Source organism: Neobacillus vireti (assembly GCF_001026695.1).
In the GTDB taxonomy this organism is placed as follows: domain Bacteria; phylum Bacillota; class Bacilli; order Bacillales; family Cytobacillaceae; genus Neobacillus; species Neobacillus vireti.
Genome location: NZ_LDNB01000010.1, coordinates 381066 through 403740 on the forward strand (window position 1 = coordinate 381066; position 22675 = coordinate 403740).

Sequence of the window (22675 nt, forward strand, 5' to 3'; positions counted from 1 at the left end):
GACCAAATAAATCCTTGATTAGATTGGGGATTAAGCCTGTTTCCCATATAAAAAACATAAATGCCATAACCCCTACCAATGATAGGAGAACGATTGGCATAATGGGATCGAGGACAAAAAGCCTCTGCCGGGAAAATCATAACGATTAAAGATAAACGCGAGAGGAATACCAATGAGTGCACTTACAAGTACGCTTAAGAAGATATATAAACCGAATTCCATAAGGCTTGGAGATAAGAGGCAGCCCAGCAACATTTACACTGAGATTGATGACCGAACCAAAAAACTCAACTTCCTCAATTTTTCCTATAAATATATTCTTTCCGTCTGACTTCTGTTCAAAAATTTTTATTGCCTCTGGTCGAATGGGTAAGGTAATATCCCTTTTCCGAGTATTACCATACCTATAAAACACCGGCCAATCAAGCAAACATCACCTATGAATCCACAGGTACAGAATAATGGCGGACACTTAGTCGTGCAATACCATAAACCTGGTGATGGCTGAACGCCCAAACAACGGCTCCATATCCATTAACGATTGGAAACGTGTCGATTAAGTGGAGGGTTACCGATGAGAATGCAAAAGTAACGGTGTTGCAGCCTAACTCCCCTTTATTCAACTATCCAAATAAAATTGCTGATAGCGATTGGGATCATTGGGTACAAGAAAGAGGATTATATTTCCCAATGGCATGGGATAATCATTACGAAACATTTGTCAGCATGGCAGACCCAGGCGAAGACCCATTCGATGGCGAAATTCTGATGGCTAACTACGGAAAAGGAACATACCTTTATACAAACCTAGTCTTCTATCGCCAAATCCAAGGCCAAGTTCCAGGCGGTTACCGAATATTCACAAACCTTATAAGTTATGGAGCGAATAAATAAAATGAATAAAACAGTCCCCCGCGATTATATCGGGGGACTGTTTTATTCCCATATAAGCTACCCAATTTGGACGGCTTTCTCGGTTTCGGTAGCTTATACCCCTTATAAGCTACCGAACTTGGACGATTTTCTCGGATTCGGTAGCTTATACCCTTTATAAGCTACCCAAATTGGAACGCTTTCTCAGTTTCGGTAGCTTATACCCTTTATAAGGATTTAGCACGTATTAACGCAGCGCGGTCAGACACAAAGACCATTCTTACTACACTTTATACTGCTCTAAAGTATCGAGGACACTGTTTATAAAGCTATTTCCCGCTCCCCAATCAAACCTGAAGATTGCTCCGCTACCAGTGCCGGATGCTGCTGCATGCACTTTAGTTGCCGCTTCAAAGTTATCAATAGTGACCGTCATGGAACCACGATTGTTGGACCGAAAATAGAATTTTTCTAACACCAATACAATGATTTCTCTATCCCCAATTGAACGATGGTAACGATCAATTAATGTCCCTGAAATACTTCCATTTACAATGGCTTGTTCAACCTTGTTACTTGCCTCTTTAGGAGTTATCGACACGTTGATCTCACTAACATCCACTATATTTCCCCCTCAAAAATTACTCGCGTTATGTAGATAGGACTTGAATTATCTGAACATTTTAGGATATCGATTAATCACCGTCTTGATTAAAGGACTCGTATCTTCCGGCAATTCCCGAATATCGAAGAATCCAGCATCAATCGATTCTACCCCATCAATTTTGATGGTGCTGTTTTTAATATCTTTAGAAAAATAGGCAATTGTAACTGGATAGAATTCATCCCCATTGGCCAGTTTTCTAAAGTACTGCTTCCCTGAAAAAACATCTACCAACTGAAGCTGGCCGATTTCGACTCCTGTTTCTTCAAAAACTTCCCTTCGGCCTGCTTCGTCTGCAGATTCTTCTAATTCTAACAGACCTCCAGGAAGACCCCAGATGCCTTCAGGTCGTTTTTGCAATAAAATTTTCCCGTGTGAGTCGATTACCGCCACTACTGCACCTACTAAAATGAGCGGTCTAGTTCCGATTATTTCTCGTAATTCCTCAATATAGCCCAATTTGTTTCCTCCAAACTTTCTCAAAATAGAAGCCTCCCTTTATTTATTCGAAAAATAATCACCAATCCCTTTGTTATTTATGAATTTTGCTAATGAATAATCCTTAACTGGGTAAATATAATCTTGATTGCATGATTAACAAATTTGTTGACCTACGGTTTAGTTAGAAGTATAATGTAAACTTAAGTTTACATTATAAACTTTAGTTTATTAAGCGTTTCAGTTTTATCAAATATCAATCCTAGGAGGCAAACTATCTTGAAAAAACGTAAAGTTGGATTGGCGCTATCACTTGTTCTTGCAGCAGGTACACTATTAAGTGCTTGTGGAAAAAGCAATGACACAGCTAAAGACGGAGGCAAAGATAAAAACTTCACTGTAGCCATGGTTACTGATGTCGGTGGTGTTGATGATAAATCATTTAACCAATCGTCATGGGAAGGACTTGTCAACTTCGGTAAAGCAAATGGATTGAAAAAAGGTAAAGACGGCTATGATTACCTTCCATCCCAATCAGATGCCGATTATACAACAAATCTAAATACTCTTGTCCGCAGAGGGTTTGACTTAGTATACGGTATCGGCTTCTTAATGCCTGATGCCGTTGAAGATGTCGCAAAACAACATAAAGATAACCACTTTGCGATTGTTGATGAAGAAGTAGACCAGCCAAACGTTGCAAGTATTCTTTTCAAAGAGCAGGAATCGGGATTCCTTGCGGGTGTAGCAGCTGCACTTGCTACAAAATCTAACCACGTCGGCTTTATTGGCGGGATGGATGTCCCTGTTATCCAACGATTTGAAGCTGGTTTTTTAGCTGGTGTTAATGCTGCAAAACCAGAAGTAAAGGTCGATGTTCAAATTGCAGGTGTGTTTGACAAGGCTGAATATGGTCAGGCAATCGCTTCTAAAATGTATTCTTCCGGTGTAGACGTCATCTTCCACGCTGCTGGCGCAACTGGTAACGGTCTCTTCAAAGAAGCAACTGACAGAAAGAAAAAAGATCCTAGTAAAGAAATATGGGCTATTGGTGTAGACCGTGACCAAGCCGACATGGGTGAAGATGTCGTTCTTACATCAGCACTCAAACGCGTTGATGTCGCTGTACAAGATCTTGCTCAGAAAACTAAAGAAGGTAAATTCCCTGGCGGCAAAGTTACCTTATATGGTTTACATGAAGATGGTGTAGGATTAGCACCAATCAATGCGAAAGTCGCAAACAAGGACCAAATTGAAGCAACAGTTAAAGAATGGATTGAAAAAATAAAATCAGGTGCCATCAAAGTACCTGAATCACCAGCCGAAGCAAAAACATTTACTGGAAAATAATAGTACGAAAAAAGGCGAACAGTGCCAGGCACTGTTCGCCTTTTTTAATGGGGTAAAAAATACAAAATCAAATGTAAACTTTGCTTAACATTATGCATACAATATATTACATGATGTAAAAGCTACCATACAGGAGGTGTAAAACATGACCTATCAAGAAAAGAAAAGTATCGTATCATTGATAAGCGCGATACTTATTTTCGTATCTTATTGCTTGTACATGTACCCTCAGTATCCTGAAGGGGGTCTGGAGTCAATTGAAACCTTTCGCTATTGGGGATCCTTCGTCCTCATCTTGACTGTCGTTTCCATAGTTGCGCATATCATTATCAGCATTATTTTTAATATTGTCTTTAGAATTACGACGAGTGAAAAGGAACCCAGATTTGCGGATGAACTTGATAAATTGATTGAGTTGAAAGCGTTCCGAAATTCTTTTTTTGTGTTTATCCTCGGCTTTCTTATTGCAATGGGATCGCTGATTATTTATCAGCCGTTACAGGCGATGTTCATTATCTTGATTATCTCAGGATTCATTTCCGATGTGACCGGCTCCATTACAAAATTTTATCACTATCGGAGAGGAGTGTAAGAGTGGGCAAAACGCTTGTCGGCAATCATATTCGAAAATTACGATTCAACCATGATGAAATGACCCAGCAGCAGTTGGCTGACAAGGTGGGAGTAACAAGACAAACGATTGTGGCTCTTGAAAAAGGAAACTACTCCCCATCTCTAGAACTGGCTTTTCGAATTGCTCATGCCTTTAACTTGCCTTTGGAAGAGGTATTCTTTTATGGGGACAACACCGAGTTTAAGAAATAGCTTTACCGTTTATGAATTTATTAAAAGGCGGAGATAAAATGAGTTCAAACAAAAAAGCGGCAAATATTGTGGGAGTACTATTTATACTTGCATCCATAACGGCAATAATAGGTCTAATTTTATACGATCCCATCCTAAATGGCCCTGATTACATGATTAAAGGCAGCGAACATGCCAGCCAAGTGATACTGGGAGCGATTATGGAGTTAATTCTTGTCGTTTCAGTGGTTGGTACGGCAACGACCATGTTTCCAATTTTACGAAAGTACAATGAAACGATAGCGCTTTGGCATGTTTGCTTCAGATTTCTTGAAGCGGTTATTATTACGGTTGGTGTAATCAGTGTGCTGTCCCTGTTGACCTTAAGCCGGGAATTTGTAGCAGCAGGCGTCCCGGATAGCACCTCTTTTCAAGCTTCAGGTACATTATTAAAAGCAATACATGACTGGACCTTTCTGCTTGGCCCCAATTTCATGCTGGGTATCAATACAATGATGTACAGTTATATATTTTATAAATCCAAGCTCGTACCAAGGTTTATCGCCATCTTAGGTATGACAGGAGCAATCTGTGTTTTTATTTGTGCCCTGTTAGTCATGTTCGGTGTCATTCAGCAACTTTCTGTTTGGGGTGGTATTTTAGCTCTTCCAGTAGCAGCTAATGAAATGATTTTAGCTGTATGGCTCATCGTTAAAGGGTTCAATGGTTCTGCAAAAAAGTAATTGTCGAGATATTTCATTTCTAGTATTTTGAATATTAATTATTTTTAAGATTTATTCAAAGATTCTCCTTTTGAATCGATAAAAAATAGAGCTGACTTGATATCTATAGTCAACTCTATTTTTTATGTTAAAAACAACATTATTATTAGGGCCTAGCACTAGAATTCAATCATAAAGCTATTTTATCCAAGCACCATTTGACCCAAGCTTATATCCTTGAATAGTTGTGTTTGCTGCCATTTGTCCGCTCGCATACAAGTAGTACCATTTTGTGCCTGCCAGTACCCAGCCGGTTTTCATCGCACCACTGTTATCCAAGTAATACCATTTATCTCCGTTTAACAACCAACCTGTCTTCATTGCACCATTGCTTTCTAGGTAATACCAAGTGGATCCAAGTTTTACCCAGCCAATTTTCATCGCACCACTTGAATCAAGGTAATACCATTTGCCAGCGTCTAATAACCAGCCGGTCTTCATTGCACCATTTCTTTCTAAGTAATACCAAGTGGATCCAAGGTTTACCCAGCCAATTTTCATCGCACCACTTGAATCAAGGTAATACCATTTGCCAGCGTCTAATAACCAGCCGGTCTTCATTGCTCCACTATTTTCTAAGTAATACCAAGTGGATCCAAGGTTTACCCAGCCTATTTTCATCGCACCACTTGAATCAAGGTAATACCATTTGCCAGCGTCTAATAACCAGCCGGTCTTCATTTCGCCATTCTGTTGCAGGTAATACCATTTGTTCTTATCTAGTAGCCAGCCAGTTTTCATCATCCCTGTTTGAGGATCATAATAATACCACTTGCCAGCTTTAGAAACCCAGCCTTTTTCGCTATCTTCACTGCTTGGTATGTTTTCATATTCGGCTTTTAATGTAACCTTATTTGCTGGCATCGTAAATGTAAATTTATCTTCCGAAAACTCAACATTTTCAAGACCTGTCGCAGTCCATTTTACAAACCTTTGTCCGCTTGGAACAACAGCCTTCACAGTAACTTGCGAGTCCTTTTTAATCTCAGCAGGACTGTTTACCTCATTTCCGTCTACCGTAATGATTCCTCCATCCACAGTCAAAGAAGAGACAATTCCGTCTTCTACAATCAAAGGTATGGAGTATCCAGAGGAGTTCAAGTCTGCAAAGGTTATATCAAGGTCATATGTCCCTGCAACTAAATCGTCATATCCAGGTAACTTGATGATGTCATCCCAACAAATCTCAAGCAGATTCTCGGGTTGACCATTGCCTGTGCTTGGGAACCAATATCCGCCTTGGGCATCAAGAACTAGTTTATTATCCTTCATAATCTTGACGCTTTTGACCGCTTTTCGATAGTTCTCTGGTTGAATTCCCAGAGCGCCTTCTCCAAAGTCTACCGTTACCCCAATATGTTTTTCAACTGCTCTGTTGTAATAGGCACTTGTTGAAACAAGGCTTGGAGCAACACCAGAAACGGAATCCGAAAGCTTGAATGTGACGTCAATATTGTGTACTTCCCTAACATTTTCAAAGGTATACTCGCCTGCCGCAGCCGCTTCTGGATTTTTTTCTCCGTCTATTTTAACGGTGTCAATTTCATAATATTTATTTGGTGTAAAGATAAACTTTTGACTCTGCCCACGCTCGACTAACACATTTCCTTCTGGAGAAATCGTCCCTCCCGAGCCTGCCGATGTGATAATCGTGACTAAGTTATCTTCAGCTCCTTCTCCACCAACATCAATCACTCTAGGTACAGGAACGTTATTCGTTGCATCCCAATCCCAAACGTCCTTAAAGTCCCATCCCAAAGCCTCGAATGTTGCTTTTTGTGTAAAATCAGATGCCGTCTTTCCAGTAAATGCAGGGACAATTCCTGATGGCAGTCCACTTGTGCTTAACTTGTCACTGTTATAGTAGTTTATTTGGTCTGTGTCGATAATCGGCCTGCTGCCAGACCAGTAGCCTCCAATTTTTCCAGGAGTAACCCCTTTTACTTCATTGGCGACAACATTGCCGTTTAAAGTTTGGAGTAGAGAGCCTGAAGATCCCCCCATATCACCAACAAGGGCACCGGAATAATCATTTCCACCTGTGACCGTACCCATCACAACGTTATTAAGGATAACACTTCCAGTTTTTTCGTCTTTGACGGAAAGCGGCGAACCTGAAGCATTAAAGTTTGTACTTCCAATCAAGCCTCCAACTGTATTGCCATGAATATCTGTATGAACTTTAGAATTTTGCAAAGTACCTGCATGGAGTGTACCTGCAATTCCCCCGATATTGCTGCCGCCAGTTACTTTTCCATCCACATAGACGTTTTCAATCGTGCCTGTGGAAGTCCCTGCAATAGCGCCTGTGCTATTGCTTCCGGTAATATCAGCATTCACCAATTTAAGATTTGCTACTTTGCCACCTGTGCCTACATAAGCAAAGAAGCCTGTGCTATTGTTGTTACTCTCGATTTTCATATTGCTTATGGTATAACCATTACCGTTAAATGTGCCTAAAAACGGAGTTGGTGTGGTGCCCCCTCCGATTGCAGAAAATGGCACATTACTCATATCAATATCTGCAGTTAACACGTATTTACCGTCAATCGGATAAGCGGATGTGCCAAACCCTTTTGACAATGCATCTAGCTCATTTGCTGTTCCGATTTTTACCGTAACTGTGCCACTGCCAGCAAGTGGTGTGACTTTAGCGGTGGCAGCACTTGTTGCTTCTCCGTTATAAAAGCCTGTTCCGGTGGCAACACTGCGCAAATACAAACCTACATCTTCTGCTTTTATGGTATATTTCGATGATGTTTCACCTGCAATTGTTGTCCAGGTCGTGCCATCGTTTGAGCTCTCCCATCTGAAAGACGCGGTAGCACTTGTAGGACTAACAGAGGCACTCAGTGTTTGTCCTTCTTTCGCAATCCCTGTGATGGCTACATCTGTAATGGTCAATTCATCAGCATCTTTTGGGACTGACGGATAATTCCATGATGCTAAATTATGGGTCCGTGGTTTGTTTGTAACCAGTACGTTGTCATCCCCTGTAACCAAGTTCCCTTCTTTATCGTATCCTTTGCTTGTTACTCTGATTTCCTTTGGCGAAATAGAAATATTCGAAAAGCCTAGACCAATAGGTCTAACATCTACATAGGCGACCTTTTCGGGGTCTCTCTTGTTACTTTCGAAATAAGGCCCGCGTCTGTCGTTATTTCCAGAATAGCTTGTGATATAGGTTGTTCCGTCACCGTAAGTCTGTGGTTCAATGTTTGCGCCATTTGCATATAGCTTTGTACGGACATAGAGATGATCGTGTCCCGCAAGCACCACATCAACTCCAGCTTCATCAAAAGCGGTTGTCCAGGATGCCACAGGGTTTGCCATACGATATCCGAAAAGAGATTTGTGGATGACAGCAACACGCCACTTTGTAGGGTTTTGTTTAACGACGGACTTCATCCAGTCCTGCTGAGCCTTTATTTGCTCTTTACTGCTTTGATCCTGATAATCCATCATCATGAAAAGTGTATCACCGTAAACAAAATAGTAGTTGCTTGACTCAAATTGCTTTTTGTCCATACCTGCTACCATTCTTTCAGTCCCGTTACCGCCGCCATAAAATGAAGCGCCGTTTTTAGGCGGATTGTAGCGTCCAAAAAGATTTTGCAATGTTGGGTCCACCGAGTCCCAGTTGCTGTCCGGCGCCCAGCTATTGCCTGCACCATCATACTCATGATTTCCAGTTCCTAAATACAATGGTACACGGGCAAACTTATCGGCATTTGCCTCAAAAAAAGTATCCCATTGATCTGTATCAAATGCATAAGAAACCTGATCACCCGAACTCAAAATAAATGCAGCATCCGGAAAATCAGTAAATGCTTGGTTAAGAGCTTTGTCATTGTGACTAGAATCAGGTGCTGCATGTACGTCAGTAACCCAGTTAAAGTTAAATGTATCCAAATTGCTGTCAGGTGTTTTAAAACTAGCCGGTGATTCTACGCTGGAGACATTCTTCGCACCGTCACCAACTGCATATACATATTTCGTACCAGGTTCAAGTACAGCTGTTTCCGCTTTATGACTTTGTACTGGCGCAACAGAGTACTCAGTCCCAGCACCATTATAGTTCGCTTCTGAAATGGCATCCGAAAGATCTACCGTGTTATTTGTTCCGACAACAACATTTGTAAACTTTCCGCCATTGCTTTCAAAGTCTGATTTTTTAGCATAATAGAGTTGTGTTGTTTTTGTTGCTACTGGCGTTACCCAGTTAAAGCGTGCGATATACTTGCCTTCCTCTTGTTTAAATGAATCATACAAGAAGGTTACAGAGGTTGGTTCCGTACCGCCGCCTGTCGGCTGGGTAATCTTATCCTCTGATTTTGTAATCGTGAAATTATCAATGACACGGAAAGGATTCTCGGAGCCTGTAGCTTTATAGTACGCTTTATAGGTTATCGCATTGCTCGTAACCTCTACCTTGCTGTACACACCCGGTGCATAAATTTTACCGCCGCCTGTACCTGTTTTATCAATGCGAAGGTCATAAAAATAATCATTCCAAGACGTGTCACGGTTGTCGAGGCTGTAACCGTATTCGTAAACTGATCCCCCTATGACATAGGTAGGCGCTTCACCGAATTTTTCCTTTTCAATGCTTCCTGTGCCTGCTGCAGTAGAAGTTGTCTTTAAAGTGGTTCTGGCATAGGCATGTTCATGACCATGGAATACCAAATCGATGCCTGCATCGGTCAGCTTTTTACCAATTACATTGTCCATATTATAGTGACTTGCACCTGGATCGTAGGGTGGAACATGAAAATATACTATTTTCCATGCCTTTGAGGTATTTGCACTTTCTTTCTCTAAAAACTTCCATTGGATATCTTTGTCCGTGGAAGAAGCAAAAGAATTAAGAGAAATAAACAAGGCATCTCCATATTCAAAGGAATAAACCGTCCCATCAGCAGCTGAAGACAACCCGTCTGGTTTATGTAAAGAAGTATGGTTAAATCTTGCTTTATACTGCACGAAATCTCTGTCATAGGATGCACCGTCATGATTACCTGGAGTTGCCATGATTGGCAGCGTATCTAAAAGGTTTTGAGCTGCATCAAAGAATAACTGCCATTGATCTGAAACATGCCCATCCTCTACCACATCACCCATATGAAGAAGAAATGCAGCATCCTGTTCATTCTCCTTAATATAGTCATATAACTTGTTAGTGTTATCAAACGAACTAACAGATGTTCCCTGTGTATCCGGAGTAATTACAAAAGAAAACGGCTTGTTTGCAGCAGGATCCGCAGGTGCTATAAAACTAGCAATATCGCTATACCCGTCGCTGATGTTGCCAACTTTGTAATAATATTTTGAATCAGGAGTAAGATCCTTAATCACAACATTAAAGGAATTGATAGCTTTAAAGTCAGTCCGCCTATTCTCTGGAAAAATATCTGTGGCAACTGGAGTAGTCTTTGTGGCGCTTTTTTTCACACCATCATCCAAGTTCGGTGACGTACCATAAATTATTTCTGAATTGGCCACCGATGGACCGGTTACCCAATTAAAACTCATCGCCGATTTACCTGCTTCCGCCCCTCCGCCTATACTCATGGCAATTTGTGACGGAATTCCCGCAGGTGCTGCTGCCGATGCTGGCTTTGGCGTTACAAGTCCAGCAACAGCTATAAGCACTGCTAAAAGTACTGAAATTAGTTTTGATAGTGATTCTTTTTTTCTGGTCACTCCTATTAAACTCCTCTCATTTTAGGCATTGATTTTTTCTGGTACACCTACTAAACTCCTTTCATCAAAAGATACAACTTATATTATCTCTGCAGATTGTTAATTTTGATTCATATATATATTAATAATAGGTAAATATTGTTGATTTTGGGTTTTTTCTAGAAAGTATGATTCCGATGCTGAACGTTTAATAAAAGGAGGTCTCTCTGAAAATTGAGAGACCTCCTTTTACTTTATTGCGCACATGAACCTTAATGAAGTCTTTACACTCTTTTTACACTAGGTTAAGAAAGGCTCCTCAATTCTCTAATATAATAGTTATAATGCTAAGCGAATATTAGGAAATACCATTGAATACGCATACGACATTCGATTTGCACTGCACGAAGCAGAACTGGCGATTATCGCAACAGATTGGGACCAAATCAAACATGTCCCGCTGGAGGTATATTGTACCCATATGAAAGACTCGATTGTTATTGATGGGCGAAACTGTTATTCACTCCAGGAGATTCAAAAGTATCCAATTACCTATTTCTCAATAGGAAGGCCTTATGTTTTTAAAGATAGACCAAATGATTCATTAGTAAAGGAGAGCGGAGAATGAGCAGAATGCTCCATGTATTTTACAGCTTAGAATGCCAGCTACTTCAGAAGGTAAATCGCCATTTTGATAGAAAACTTTTAAATCTCTTTTTCCGCTCGGTCACACACTTAGGAGGAGCAGACATTACCATTGCTGCCACTTTTCTTCTCATTCTTTTATCATCAGGGGAGGCTAGATTGACTGCTTTCGCCAGCGCACTCGCTTTATCAGCAAGTCATATACCGGTCCATATTGTAAAGCAGCTGTTTCCCCGAAAACGGCCATATTTGTTGATAGAAAAAACAAAGACTCATAAGAATCCATTACAAGATCATTCATTTCCTTCGGGACATACAACGGCGATTTTTTCCGTTTTGACCCCATATCTCTTATTTATTCCACAGCTTTCTTTTGTGCTAATTCCACTAGGGATTTGCGTAGGTATATCTCGAATGTACTTAGGTCTTCACTATCCATCAGATGTCATTGCTGGAGGAATCCTTGGTACGGTTGCTGGGAGTTTATGCTTTTATTTATTTATGTAATTAGAAGATTCAGTGAGGAGGGATTGTATGAAGATTGCCATTTTCACAGATACCTTTTATCCAGACATCAACGAGAAAGGAGGTGCCTGACCCCCAGCGCGTTAATACGTTCACGCAACGGGGGTCAGGCACCTTTTTCCTATTCTTATCAATTAAACTTCATTTTATATTTCCTTAGTTTTTCCTTTGTCGCAGCATCTGCAAAGCTTGCTTCCACACTAGTAAGATAAATTTGCCGATAATCCGCTTCACTTATCTGGAATTCATTAAATACGATGGTGCATTCCTTCGCCATTGTGGTATCTGATACTGTCCGGTTGTCGGTATTAATGGTTACTTTTATGCCATCCTGATGAAAATGATAGATTGGATGTTCACTAAATTGGTTCACTGCTTTTGTTTGAACATTACTTGTTGGACACATTTCAAGCACAATCTGTTTTTCCTTCACGATGTCATACGCTGCTGCGCAATCCTTAATAAATACCCCATGCCCAATCCTTTCAGCCTCTAATAGCTCAACAGCCTCGAGGACATTTTTCCCAATTCCTGTTTCACCTGCGTGGATTGTGACCCGGTATCCATATTCTCTCGCTAGAGCAATCGGTTCAACGAATTTGCCGCAAAACCCTTCCTCCTCCGATGCACACAGGTCAATTGCCACAACCCCTTTTCCAAGGAACGCCTTCCCTTTTTCTACGACTTCAAAAGCGCTATCAACTGACATGGTTCTCATACATGACAGAATGATATTTCCTTTTATATCGAATTGCGCTTCCGCATCCTTCATTCCGTCCAAGACGCTTTGGATGATTTCCTCGACAGTTAACCCCTTGGCCGTGTGAAGCAGCGGGGCAAATCTAACTTCCATATATTTTACATTTTCCTGTGCAGCATCTTCAAAAAGCTCAAAGGTAATCCTTCTTAGGTTCTCCATGGACTGCATAACCAAATTCGGGATGGCAAATCGTTTTAAATAATCGTCAAGACATTCGCAGTCCAAAGGGGCAACAAGCTCGCTTTGAATCTCTTCCTTCACCATTGCAGGCAGAGGGATGCCTTCCTTTTTCGCTATATCAATTATCGTTTCAGCCCTTAGACTTCCGTCTAAATGGCAGTGAAGTTCTATTTTAGGTAATGTAGAAAAATTCATTGTTGTGTGTCCTCCTCATCAATTTTTCGATAAAAAAAATTCCTGATTACGAAGAAAGCACAAAGTACATGTACCTTCTTCGTAATCAGGAATTATTGGTTCCTGGTAGAGACCCCCAAACCATATCTTTGGAGTTATACGAAGTTTTTTATTTTCTATAAAGGATAATAAAATATACTTTTATTGTCAAGTAAGCCGCTGCAAAAAACTGTAAATTCCTTTTAATTGTTTAAGCATTTAAATAGAGCTATACTTTTTACTTAGGAATGCGAAATAAACAAGAAAGTGAGATTTTTATGAAATCCTCAAAAAAATTAGCATTATATATATTAATGTTTAATATGTTTATCACCTTTAGTGCAGTTGGACTCATCGTCCCCGTTATGCCAGCCTATTTGAAAACCTTTGGAGCAGCGGGGCAGGCATTAGGCTTTATTATTGCAGTAATCGCCTTAGCCCAGTTTATTTTCTCACCGGTTGCTGGGAATTTATCCGATCGCCATGGCCGAAAAAATTTAATCATTTTCGGGCTTTTCGTGAATGGTCTTTCACAAATCTGTTTCGGACTTTCTACAGACCTATGGATGCTTTTTGTTTGCAGATTCTTTACTGGTGTCGGTTCAGCCTTTATCGTGCCTCCAGTTATGGCCTATGTGGCGGATCTTACAACAAAGGCAGAACGCGGGAAAGCGATGGGCTGGATTGGTGCGGCGATTTCATTAGGCTTTATGATTGGGCCTGGGATTGGTGGATTTCTATCCAATGTCAGTCTCCACTTTCCGTTCTATTTTGGAGGATCTGCAACCATCATTGCTGGAATTCTATCTATCATAATCCTTCCATCCATTAAACCTGTTATGAAAGAGGAGGTTAAGGGAGAAAATTTATTCCAACAAATGGCCCGCTCCTTCAAAACAAGCTACTTTGTTTTATTAATCGTAGTGTTTGTATTCTCCTTCGGGATTGCTAACTTCCAATCAACATTAACGATGTTTTTAACGTATAAATTTCATTACACCCCAAATGACCTTGCCATTGTCATGACCGTTGGCGGCTTTGTCGGAGTCATTGTTCAAGCCTTTGTCCTAAATAAGCTTTTTACTGTGTTTGGTGAAATGAAAATCATTCTATTTGGTTTACTTGTTGCAGCGCTTAGTCTATATGGCATGTTATATGTCAGCGGCTTTTTCATCATTCTATTGGTCGCCACCCTATTCTCGATCGCCTCTACTTTAATACGTCCTGCCGTTAATACCTTAATTTCAAAAACAGCCGGAGATGAACAAGGTTATGCAGCCGGAATGAATAATTCATACATGAGTTTAGGCAACATGATTGGACCTGCATTAGCAGGGACGCTTTTTGACTGGCATATGAATCTTCCTTTTACAGTAGGTGCAATTATATTACTTGGCTGCTTCATTCTCACCTTTGTTTGGACAAAGAAGAAAAGGAAACATAGGGAAGTACTTTAACTTTATGGAAGGTGCCTGACACCTGCAAATTAATGTGTTAACGCTTCGGGTGTCAGGTATATCATTACATTTACTTTATAAAAGTATACCCATCAGGCCGTGGAAGGAGGATGAGTAGATTTAAAATCCATCCATGTAATACTAATTTTCAATTGAATTTTAGCTGAACATGGCGTAGTCTAATTAGAAAATGGAAATGAGGTGTCATCATGCAACAAGAAATTACTTTTTTTCAAAGAGATGTATTAAAAGAAAAACCTGATACCGCTTCACTTGGTTTTGGGAAGTATTACAGCGATTACATGTTTGTGATGGATTATCATGTCGAAAACGGTTGGCATGATCCGCGGATTATTCCTTATGCACCATTAACACTTGACCCGGCCGCAATGGTTTTTCACTATGGACAAGCCATTTTTGAAGGGTTAAAGGCCTATAAGTCAGCGGATGGGACGATTCAACTCTTCCGTCCTGAAAAAAACATGAAGCGACTAAATGATTCATGCGACAGACTGTGTATTCCACAAATTGATGAGAGTTTCTTATTAAGTGCAATTAAACAATTAATTTTTACGGAAAAGGATTGGATTCCAGATGGTGAAGGGACATCCCTTTACATACGCCCATTTATTTTCTCGACTGAACCCTATCTCGGCGTCCGTCCTGCAAACCAATATAAACTGCTTGTCATCCTTTCGCCTTCAGGAGCCTATTATGGCGACCAATTAAGCCCTGTTAAAATCTATGTAGAAGAGCAATATGTTCGGGCTGTTATCGGCGGGGTTGGCCATGTGAAGACCTCCGGCAATTATGCAGCCAGCATGAAGGCACAAGAAAAGGCTGAGGCAAATGGGTTCGCCCAAATTCTCTGGCTTGATGCAAAAGAGAATAAGTATGTCGAAGAAGTCGGCAGTATGAATATTTTCTTCAAAATCAATGGCGAAGTGGTAACACCAAAATTGAATGGCAGTATTTTACCTGGTGTTACACGTGATTCAGTTATTGAATTATTAAAATATTGGAACATACCTGTCCACGAAGCGAAAATTTCAATTGAAGAGATTTTTGCCGCACATGAGCGCGGTGAACTTGAGGAAGTCTTCGGTGCAGGAACAGCTGCCGTTATTTCACCCGTTGGCGAATTAAATTGGAATGAGCGCTCAATCACAATTAATGATAATAAAATCGGCCAGCTGTCACAGCGTATTTATGAAGAAATAACTGGAATACAGATTGGAAAAAAAGCGGACCCATTTAACTGGACAGTTAAAGTCGCCCCGGTTGAGGTTTAAAAGACATCTGTTGAATAGAATGCAAAACACCTTTCAGTTTTTTTTGAAAGGTGTTTTGCATTTTTTTATAAAATTGCCACATGATAGTTTAAATTATCATCTATTCCGGAATAATAATCTTCAATTCCCCATCATGGTTAGTAATTTCTATCACCTTGTCAGCAAACAAATAAGGCGTATCAAATCGATCTTGCTTTTTGAAATCCAGATAACTATTATTGGCGGTCAGGACTGGAAAGACCGCATTAGTCTTTTTGAAAACATTTTGATAAACCTCTATTTCTGCCATCAAGATAATCTGTTTATTAGAAATGGCAAAAAAGAGCTTTCCAATCTCCCTGCCATCGTCGGTGATGTTGATCTGCTGGAGAATGGAAATGAGACAAGTGACAAAATCATTCAGCTTCTCGTTCGTTAAACCTGTTAACTGCCCTTTCTCTAAAGCCTTGTTAATGCCATTCTTCAATTCTTTAAAGGAAAATACATCTTCAATCCTAAGAGTCTTGTTCGTTTTCCCGAGACTCTCAAACTTTTTTCTCGTTTCAAATAGATAGTCCTTGATAAAACCTCTATACTCCTCCCGCTGCACAACAAAATCTGTTAGCTCATTGATACAGCGAATCTCTTTACTCCGATTACGGATTAATTGTAAGAAAGCATAGATATCCTTCTCATCAAAGGTATTTTCATTCAACTTACCATAGTAATAATTCAGTAACGATAACTCTTTTGTATCCATTAGTCTGCTCCTAGATGTCATATTCTTATCTACCCTATTATACATGGCTTTAATGAGACTTCTTTATAAAATTACTTGGAGATTGGAATCCTAGATTAATTTGATGTGCATTTTTGGCCGCTTAAGACATATTTCTAGCCGATTACGACGTATTTCCGCTCACTTATTACCTATATTTCAGAACTTACGACATCCACTGGATATTAATTGGTAATCACCTCATACTTCGAGAACTTACGACATATTTTTAGCTGCTTACGACGTATTTCCTCTCACTTATTACCTGTTTTTCAGAACTTACGACATTTACTGGATATTAATTGGTAATCACCTCGAACCTCGAAAACTTACGACATATTTCTAGCCGCTTACGACGTATTTCCTCTCACTTATTACCTATATTTTAGAACTTACGACATCCACTGGATATTAATTGGTAATTATCCAAGTGATGTCACAATTCGCCTTCCACTTAGTGACGACGTTTTGATATAATAATAGTAACCCACCCCACTTCAAGTCAAAGTCCCCACTGATTTGGGCCATTTCTTGTTTTAATCAAAAAAAAGGAGGCTCCACTATGTTTGAAATCAAAGGAAAAGAAAAGATATTCGTTTACACAGGTCCTGATGGCTCAGGAAGAAAAACCATCGCTAAAATGGTCGCTACCGCATTCGATATGGAAACCGTTCTCTCTTACACCACTCGCTCTCCCCGACATTATGAAAAAAATGGTGAAGACTACCACTTTGTTAATGAAGATACCTTCAAACAAATGCAGGCACAACAGGAATTTCTAGAGAGTGTCGAAATCGATGGAATTCATTATGGAATTCGCGAACAAGATATTGTTAAAGCATTTGAAAATCATGACCTTGTCTATTTGACTTTAAATCCCGAAGGTACTGAAAAGTTGAAAAAGATGTATGGTGATAGCGTCGTGCGTTTATTTATTTATTCAGATCGAGATACGGTTATCCAAAGACACCAGAATCGTCAAGACAGTAATGAAGTTATCGAGCGGCATATGTCCCATTATGACGAGACAATGAGCTATAAAAACAGCTGTGAACATGTGTTTGAAAATTTCGATTCCCCACAAGCTGCCTATCAGATTAGCGAACTAATTGAAACCTTTTTGGACAGAAATCTTACTGTAACTGATTATTAAAGAAAATGGTGCCTGACACCCACTGCGTTAATGTGTTAACGAATCGGGTGTCAGGCACCAAGAATTTTTAAAAAGTGGCGTGAATCATGAATAAAACTAGAAATCCGATAGCAAGCTTCAAATGCCATTTATTGTCTTTTTTCTTGAATCGCTTTAGTCCCATGAAAAGGAGAAATATTAACAGTATAAAAGACAAAATTCCCGTTATATTTGTAAAGTCCCATTTAAACCCTCTCATGATGGCCAAATACCCGTGTAGCAAAACAATTCCAGTAGCTGTGAGCGCAAGCGGCACATGCCACTTTCTGACCAACTTAGCGATTAACTGGATGAACCCTTTTAACTGAAAACCTCTCCATTGGATTGTCTTCAAACCTTTCCATTTCACTAAAAGAAAAACAGGATAAATGGCTAAAACGGCAAAATAAATTATTCTTGAAACGGATCCAAATTGCTTTAGTAATCCTTTATAGTGTTTGTATTCTTGCACCATTAGCTGCTGATGATTTAGTGAAATGACTACAATCCCAATGAAAAATAAACAAATCATGAGGATGAAACATGTAAGGATGGTCCTTCGTTCTTTTGGATTAGGAATATAGCTGGCTAAAAAGCGAGTTTTTTGATTTGCATTCTGCATTCTCATTCCTCAAATCCCCTAGTGTTTTGATTTACTTCTCTATAGTATAGCCTTTCTATATTAAAATCTTCTTAAAATTTCCTAAAACTTATTAGAGGAGGCTACCGGTTAAGCGGGATTGATATCGTAAAAGTGGTTCCTTCCCCTTCTTCACTTTCAACAAAAATAGTCCCCTCATGCAGATCAATAAATATGAACGTTCCATTTTGAATGATGTATCGAAAAGGGGATTTGGTTTTTAACCAAGTCCCCTTTTCTTCGTTTTAAAATTAATCGTAATCAAAATCGTAATCAAAACCATTGCCATTGCCATTACCATTTTCATACCAAGGATATGGATAGAATGGATAATAAGGGCTTGGATAGTAATAAGAATGAAAATACGGGTAATAATGGTAAGGATTGTGATGGTAGTAGAGTCTTTGATAAGGATTTCCGTAGCCGCCACCATAGCTATACATTTGTCTCACATTTTGCTGTATAGGTATTTGCACTTGCAACAGTGATAACCTCCTAATAAACTATAATTCACCTCTCCCCGGATGACACCCAGTTTTAGGGTAATCAACAAATTTATGAAGGAAAAGATTAATTTTAGTCTATTCAAACATTCCCTAATTGCCATTATAAGTAAAAGGGTGTCAGGCACCCTTTAATTTAACAACCTTTAATGACCGTCATTTGAAGACTTATTGAAATCTCCAAAGGCCATTCAGCATTTCAAAAAGGTGGTTTTGGCCTGTTCCTGTGAGGTTTATTAAAAAGGGGGTTTCTCCTTTTCCTTTTAGAATCTTCGCAGCAGGGCCTTCTCCTATTGGTGTACAGAACAACAGCCGCACGCCGGGCAATTCTAGCTTTCTGCATCGCGCATTGATGGTTAAATCGACAAACTCCTCACTCTGTTTAAGGTTGAATAAATTCCCCCACTTTATGATTGTTTCCTCTAAGTTATGGATAACAAATCCAACACTTTCGAACTTCGGATTTCCCGCTGTGTGTGAGTCTATCAATCCTTGCTCCTCTAAATCTAAAATCCTTTGCTCATCCGGCTTTTCCCATTGGATAAAGAATGGCAGAGTTAGCTCGGTATCCTCGTTTTCAGGGAAAAGCAGCGACCATCTGATTACCTGCCCATCTGCTCGAACACGTTCGCCCGGGAGTGGACCATAAACTGTAAAGCCTTCTGTTTTAAGCTTTACTGCTAATTGTTCAATACAATTTGTACGAATAGCAATCCTCGCAGGACCCTCCCGACCCTGTTTGGAATGCTGCTCCACGATTTGAGTAATCAGCCGGTTCTCCTCTTGTTTCGCAGCGATTGATTGATTTTCAATTCCCAAAAACTCAATGTAGCTTAAACCAAAGTAAGTTAGCGAATTATAGGTTCCCCAAGATTCATGGCGCCCTCCGTTCTCAGCATGAATTCCCCTTTGTTTTAACAAGGGAATAGCCTCCTCTGGTTTCTTCAAAAAACAGACTAGGTGGTCAAAGGAAAATTGCATGTGGTTCTCCTTTCTTAATCTTTTTCACTAAAATCAATTATTTCATTATTATACCAAAATCCACTATTGAGTACCTGAATCCCTGTCCATTAATACGCTAACACATTAGGGGTTAGGTAAATGTAGTGCCTGGGTGGCAAAGGATTCTCAAGATTTATTAACTACATCCTCTTCTAACGATGGGACTCTAAACGGGCTAATAAACGTAGACTTTTGGAGAAATCCAAAACAGCTTATGAATCACGACTAGCATAATACCAGCTTAACGCAAATATGATAAAGAAAAGAATCCTAATAAGGGGGTTGTTATCGAATGATAATTTTTAATAAGATCGCTTTATTTTTTGTTGTTTTATATTCTTTCACAATTATTGTAAATACTTATTTAGGGGAAAACGAACGGGTGCAATCCAATGTCATTTACTTTTTATTGAATGGGTTTGCCTATATTGTATCGGCAATGGAAGTGGAAAAAGAAAAGCAACTCGTTATTGAATCATAATTTCAGTTCCAGTTCAATCATGTTTCTACCATTAATACTTTGTTTCGTTTTACACATAGTAACCTCAGGCGAACAGTGCCAGCCACTGTTCGCCTGAGGTTACAGCTATTGTTAGCGATGCCGATTTCTACCTTCAATTTTTTTACTCCTCCCTGGGTTTATGTTAAAATTTCTCTTATAACAATAAAATGGTTCATCACTTTGTTCAAAAATGGTGATGCTTCCAATAATGGAGAAGTCCGCTACAGTAATTCTTTAATCCCCCCCACAAACAGTTATTTCACACTACATAGATTAGAGGAGACACGCCATGGAATTTTTTCTACTTATACTAATACTGCTCGCAATCATTGGATTGTCTAGTTTTATCAACCACTTTTTGCCGTACATACCCGTGCCGCTTATACAAATTGCACTCGGAGTTTTGCTTGCATCACTCCCGATAGGCATTCATATCCCGATGGATCCAGAATTGTTCTTCGTCCTATTTATTGCCCCGTTACTATTTCACGATGGAAAAAATGTTTCACGGCAGGCGTTATGGAAATTACGTAAACCGATATTATTTCTTGCGCTTGGACTTGTGTTTGTCACCGTATTCGCAATTGGTTACTTAATTCATTGGCTGATACCGTCGATTCCATTACCGGCAGCTTTTGCATTAGCCGCCATTCTTTCACCTACGGATGTCGTTGCCGTAGGAGCCATTTCAAGCAGGGTAAAGATCCCAAAAACGATTATGCATATTCTTGAAGGGGAAGGGCTGATGAACGACGCCTCTGGTTTGGTTGCATTTAAATTTGCTGTAGCCGCTACCGTAACTGGCTTTTTTTCATTAGCAGAAGCGAGCTGGAGCTTTTTAGTTATAGCCATTGGCGGCTTGGCTGGCGGCGCCATTCTTGCCATCCTTATTATTCGATTGAAAATTTTTATTCGACGACTGGGTATGGAAGATGTAACGATTCACATGCTCATCCAGATCCTCACGCCTTTCGTCATCTTTTATATTATTGAGCATTTTCACCTTTCCGGTATTTTATCGGTTGTCTCTGCAGGAATTGTCCATGCGATCTATCGGGATCGGGATCAATCCCCTGCAATGCAGCTGCAAGTCGTTTCCCAAAGTACATGGACAGTACTCATCTACTTATTAAATGGGTTAGTGTTTGTGTTGCTAGGATTGCAGGTACCTAGTGTTACAAATGAAATTTTTAAAAATCCGCTGTTTAATAATTGGGAAGTGAGCAAATATATTATCATTATTACCGCCGCATTATTATTCCTTCGCTTCGTATGGATTTGTACAGCATGGTGGTGGGGATGGCAGCTTAAGAAGCAGCTCGAGAAGCCTTCGATAAAAAACATTGGCATCATTACGATTTCTGGTGTCAGAGGGGCTGTCACACTAGCCGGTGCCTTCACGATTCCCTTTGTACTTGCCGATGGAAGTCCATTTCCTGACCGTGCGTTAATTATCTTTATTGCCGCAGGGGTTATCTTGGTAACGCTGATTGTTGCGAGCATTTTCTTGCCAATTCTTGCACGGTCAGAAAAGGGAAATACGGAAGAGTTGAAAGAGGAAATGGAACGGGCTGCCTTGATCCGGACCGCTGATGCTGCTATTAAGGCAATCCGAGAACTGATGAATGATGATAATCATGGAGCCGCCGTGTCGGTCATCGCGACATACAACCAAATTCGAAATCGTCTTATCCATGCAAGCGACGAATACTCGGACCAGTTGAAATTAGTGGAAATGGAGATTCGTATGAAGGCCCTTAAAGCGGAAGCCCAATACGTTGAAAGTCTGAAAAAGACAGGGCGTATTGACCGTGAAACGATGTATGTAACAGATGAACATATCCAGCGTATGAGGCTCGCCGTAACAAATCGGATGCAATATCGGAGGTTGTTCTTATGGTCATTGATTAAAAGAAGTCTGTATATGTTGTTCCAGCTTTTTATGCGGCAAGACGAGAAACGGCTTCAAATTCGTAAGGAAAAATCGAAAAAGCTCATTCAACTAAAGGTTAATATGGCTAAAGCGGCCATCCAATATTTGAAGGAACAAATAACTCCTGAAAATGAACATATCTATTTGGTCATAATCGGCGAATATAATGAAATGATCATGAAATTTAAGCTTGCGAAAAAAGGCGTCGATCAAATTCATTACACACAAATACAACGGGAACTTCGTGTTAAAGCTTTCCAAGCAGAACGAAATGAAGTCCAGAACTTGTTCGAAGAAGGCGTAATTACAATCGATATCATCCGCAAAATTCGTAAGCAGATTAATATCAGAGAAGCGTATTGGATGGAAGAAACTAGTGTACATTCACATTAAACGATTGGTAAATTCAAAGCTTTTTCTAACGAATCTATATGGGGTATTGGTAATTGGTTCTTTCCTAAAATGATACTTAAACAAACAGGGCGAACAGTGCCAGTCACTG

The 22675-nt window shown here is 39.9% G+C and carries 21 protein-coding genes and 1 riboswitch; of the genes, 12 read left to right on the forward strand and 9 right to left on the reverse strand.

The window, feature by feature from the left end; all coding sequences use genetic code 11:
- Positions 1-145: 145 nt before the first annotated feature.
- Entirely contained in the window at positions 146-415 is a 270-nt protein-coding gene (locus AA980_RS28255; protein ID WP_407937462.1) for a TOBE domain-containing protein, read from the reverse strand.
- Positions 416-549: 134 nt separating this feature from the next.
- Here AA980_RS28255 and AA980_RS12535 point away from each other — a divergent pair, with 134 nt between their 5' ends.
- The gene (locus AA980_RS12535; protein WP_024030609.1) at positions 550-894 is read left to right on the forward strand and encodes a hypothetical protein; all 345 of its coding nucleotides are present in this window, start codon (positions 550-552) and stop codon (positions 892-894) included.
- 262 nt (positions 895-1156) lie between these two features.
- On the opposite strand, the gene AA980_RS12540 is transcribed toward AA980_RS12535, so the two are convergent.
- Both AA980_RS12540 and AA980_RS12545 read right to left on the reverse strand, forming a co-directional pair.
- Positions 1157-1495 (reverse strand): DUF6054 family protein, encoded by a 339-nt coding sequence (locus AA980_RS12540; RefSeq protein ID WP_024030608.1) that lies wholly within the window; start codon positions 1493-1495, stop codon positions 1157-1159.
- Between the two features lie 48 nt (positions 1496-1543).
- Positions 1544-1996, reverse strand: a complete 453-nt coding sequence (locus AA980_RS12545) for an NUDIX hydrolase (RefSeq protein ID WP_034724961.1) — start codon at positions 1994-1996, stop codon at positions 1544-1546.
- Between the two features lie 258 nt (positions 1997-2254).
- Between AA980_RS12545 and AA980_RS12550 the strand changes: the two genes are divergently transcribed.
- The 4 genes from AA980_RS12550 to AA980_RS12565 all read left to right on the forward strand — a co-directional run bounded on the left by AA980_RS12550 (position 2255) and on the right by AA980_RS12565 (position 4872).
- The gene (locus tag AA980_RS12550) at positions 2255-3325 is read left to right on the forward strand and encodes a BMP family lipoprotein (protein ID WP_024030606.1); all 1071 of its coding nucleotides are present in this window, start codon (positions 2255-2257) and stop codon (positions 3323-3325) included.
- 145 nt (positions 3326-3470) lie between these two features.
- Complete coding sequence (locus tag AA980_RS12555; protein ID WP_024030605.1) at positions 3471-3917, forward strand: hypothetical protein; 447 nt, start codon at positions 3471-3473, stop codon at positions 3915-3917.
- A 2-nt stretch (positions 3918-3919) separates the two neighbouring features.
- The gene (locus AA980_RS12560; protein ID WP_024030604.1) at positions 3920-4150 is read left to right on the forward strand and encodes a helix-turn-helix transcriptional regulator; all 231 of its coding nucleotides are present in this window, start codon (positions 3920-3922) and stop codon (positions 4148-4150) included.
- Positions 4151-4188: 38 nt separating this feature from the next.
- Positions 4189-4872, forward strand: coding sequence for a DUF4386 domain-containing protein (locus tag AA980_RS12565; RefSeq protein WP_024030603.1), 684 nt, complete (start codon positions 4189-4191; stop codon positions 4870-4872).
- 177 nt (positions 4873-5049) lie between these two features.
- Here the strand turns inward: AA980_RS12565 and AA980_RS12570 are convergent, their stop codons facing one another.
- Positions 5050-10614 carry a metallophosphoesterase gene (locus AA980_RS12570; protein ID WP_047771621.1) on the reverse strand — a complete coding sequence of 1855 codons (5565 nt, stop codon included), beginning with the start codon at positions 10612-10614 and terminating at the stop codon, positions 5050-5052.
- Between the two features lie 334 nt (positions 10615-10948).
- Between AA980_RS12570 and AA980_RS28260 the strand changes: the two genes are divergently transcribed.
- Entirely contained in the window at positions 10949-11221 is a 273-nt protein-coding gene (locus AA980_RS28260; protein WP_152681147.1) for a UDP binding domain-containing protein, read from the forward strand.
- Entirely contained in the window at positions 11218-11745 is a 528-nt protein-coding gene (locus AA980_RS12575) for a phosphatase PAP2 family protein (protein ID WP_024029880.1), read from the forward strand. Before AA980_RS28260 ends, AA980_RS12575 begins: the two co-directional genes overlap by 4 nt.
- Positions 11746-11893: 148 nt before the next feature.
- Here AA980_RS12575 and add read toward each other — a convergent pair whose 3' ends face one another.
- Complete coding sequence (gene add / locus AA980_RS12580; RefSeq protein ID WP_024029882.1) at positions 11894-12898, reverse strand: adenosine deaminase; 1005 nt, start codon at positions 12896-12898, stop codon at positions 11894-11896.
- A 62-nt stretch (positions 12899-12960) separates the two neighbouring features.
- Positions 12961-13060, reverse strand: a riboswitch (purine riboswitch).
- A gap of 134 nt (positions 13061-13194) precedes the next feature.
- Between add and AA980_RS12585 the strand changes: the two genes are divergently transcribed.
- Positions 13195-14373 (forward strand): MFS transporter, encoded by a 1179-nt coding sequence (locus AA980_RS12585; RefSeq protein WP_024029883.1) that lies wholly within the window; start codon positions 13195-13197, stop codon positions 14371-14373.
- A gap of 209 nt (positions 14374-14582) precedes the next feature.
- Entirely contained in the window at positions 14583-15665 is a 1083-nt protein-coding gene (locus tag AA980_RS12590) for a branched-chain amino acid aminotransferase (RefSeq protein ID WP_047771624.1), read from the forward strand.
- Positions 15666-15765: 100 nt separating this feature from the next.
- Here the strand turns inward: AA980_RS12590 and AA980_RS12595 are convergent, their stop codons facing one another.
- The gene (locus tag AA980_RS12595; protein WP_024029885.1) at positions 15766-16404 is read right to left on the reverse strand and encodes a hypothetical protein; all 639 of its coding nucleotides are present in this window, start codon (positions 16402-16404) and stop codon (positions 15766-15768) included.
- Positions 16405-16984: 580 nt separating this feature from the next.
- Between AA980_RS12595 and AA980_RS12600 the strand changes: the two genes are divergently transcribed.
- Entirely contained in the window at positions 16985-17575 is a 591-nt protein-coding gene (locus tag AA980_RS12600) for a guanylate kinase (RefSeq protein ID WP_024029886.1), read from the forward strand.
- 67 nt (positions 17576-17642) lie between these two features.
- On the opposite strand, the gene AA980_RS12605 is transcribed toward AA980_RS12600, so the two are convergent.
- The 3 genes from AA980_RS12605 to AA980_RS12615 all read right to left on the reverse strand — a co-directional run bounded on the left by AA980_RS12605 (position 17643) and on the right by AA980_RS12615 (position 19717).
- Positions 17643-18221: a hypothetical protein gene (locus AA980_RS12605; RefSeq protein ID WP_024029887.1), complete on the reverse strand. Its 579-nt coding sequence runs from the start codon at positions 18219-18221 to the stop codon at positions 17643-17645.
- A 232-nt stretch (positions 18222-18453) separates the two neighbouring features.
- A complete protein-coding gene (locus AA980_RS28155) occupies positions 18454-18666 on the reverse strand; it encodes a hypothetical protein (RefSeq protein ID WP_024029888.1) in 213 nt (70 codons plus the stop codon).
- 238 nt (positions 18667-18904) lie between these two features.
- Positions 18905-19717 (reverse strand): VOC family protein, encoded by an 813-nt coding sequence (locus AA980_RS12615; RefSeq protein ID WP_024029889.1) that lies wholly within the window; start codon positions 19715-19717, stop codon positions 18905-18907.
- A 313-nt stretch (positions 19718-20030) separates the two neighbouring features.
- On the opposite strand from AA980_RS12615, the gene AA980_RS12620 reads away from it, so the two are divergent.
- Positions 20031-20219 (forward strand): hypothetical protein, encoded by a 189-nt coding sequence (locus tag AA980_RS12620; RefSeq protein ID WP_024029890.1) that lies wholly within the window; start codon positions 20031-20033, stop codon positions 20217-20219.
- Between the two features lie 310 nt (positions 20220-20529).
- Complete coding sequence (locus tag AA980_RS12625; RefSeq protein WP_024029891.1) at positions 20530-22566, forward strand: Na+/H+ antiporter; 2037 nt, start codon at positions 20530-20532, stop codon at positions 22564-22566.
- Positions 22567-22675 lie beyond the last annotated feature (109 nt).

Excerpts from the sequence above, each read along its gene's own strand:
- AA980_RS12565 (WP_024030603.1), top strand. The coding sequence starts at position 4,189 with ATGAGTTCAAACAAAAAAGCGGCAAATATTGTGGGAGTACTATTTATA.
- AA980_RS12555 (WP_024030605.1), top strand. The coding sequence starts at position 3,471 with ATGACCTATCAAGAAAAGAAAAGTATCGTATCATTGATAAGCGCGATA.
- AA980_RS12595 (WP_024029885.1), bottom strand. The coding sequence starts at position 16,404 with ATGGATACAAAAGAGTTATCGTTACTGAATTATTACTATGGTAAGTTG.
- AA980_RS12605 (WP_024029887.1), bottom strand. The coding sequence starts at position 18,221 with ATGAGAATGCAGAATGCAAATCAAAAAACTCGCTTTTTAGCCAGCTAT.
- AA980_RS12625 (WP_024029891.1), top strand. The coding sequence starts at position 20,530 with ATGGAATTTTTTCTACTTATACTAATACTGCTCGCAATCATTGGATTG.
- AA980_RS12575 (WP_024029880.1), top strand. The coding sequence starts at position 11,218 with ATGAGCAGAATGCTCCATGTATTTTACAGCTTAGAATGCCAGCTACTT.
- AA980_RS12590 (WP_047771624.1), top strand. The coding sequence starts at position 14,583 with ATGCAACAAGAAATTACTTTTTTTCAAAGAGATGTATTAAAAGAAAAA.
- add (WP_024029882.1), bottom strand. The coding sequence starts at position 12,898 with ATGAATTTTTCTACATTACCTAAAATAGAACTTCACTGCCATTTAGAC.
- AA980_RS12585 (WP_024029883.1), top strand. The coding sequence starts at position 13,195 with ATGAAATCCTCAAAAAAATTAGCATTATATATATTAATGTTTAATATG.
- AA980_RS12615 (WP_024029889.1), bottom strand. The coding sequence starts at position 19,717 with ATGCAATTTTCCTTTGACCACCTAGTCTGTTTTTTGAAGAAACCAGAG.
- AA980_RS12620 (WP_024029890.1), top strand. The coding sequence starts at position 20,031 with ATGATAATTTTTAATAAGATCGCTTTATTTTTTGTTGTTTTATATTCT.
- AA980_RS12600 (WP_024029886.1), top strand. The coding sequence starts at position 16,985 with ATGTTTGAAATCAAAGGAAAAGAAAAGATATTCGTTTACACAGGTCCT.
- AA980_RS28155 (WP_024029888.1), bottom strand. The coding sequence starts at position 18,666 with ATGGTGGCGGCTACGGAAATCCTTATCAAAGACTCTACTACCATCACA.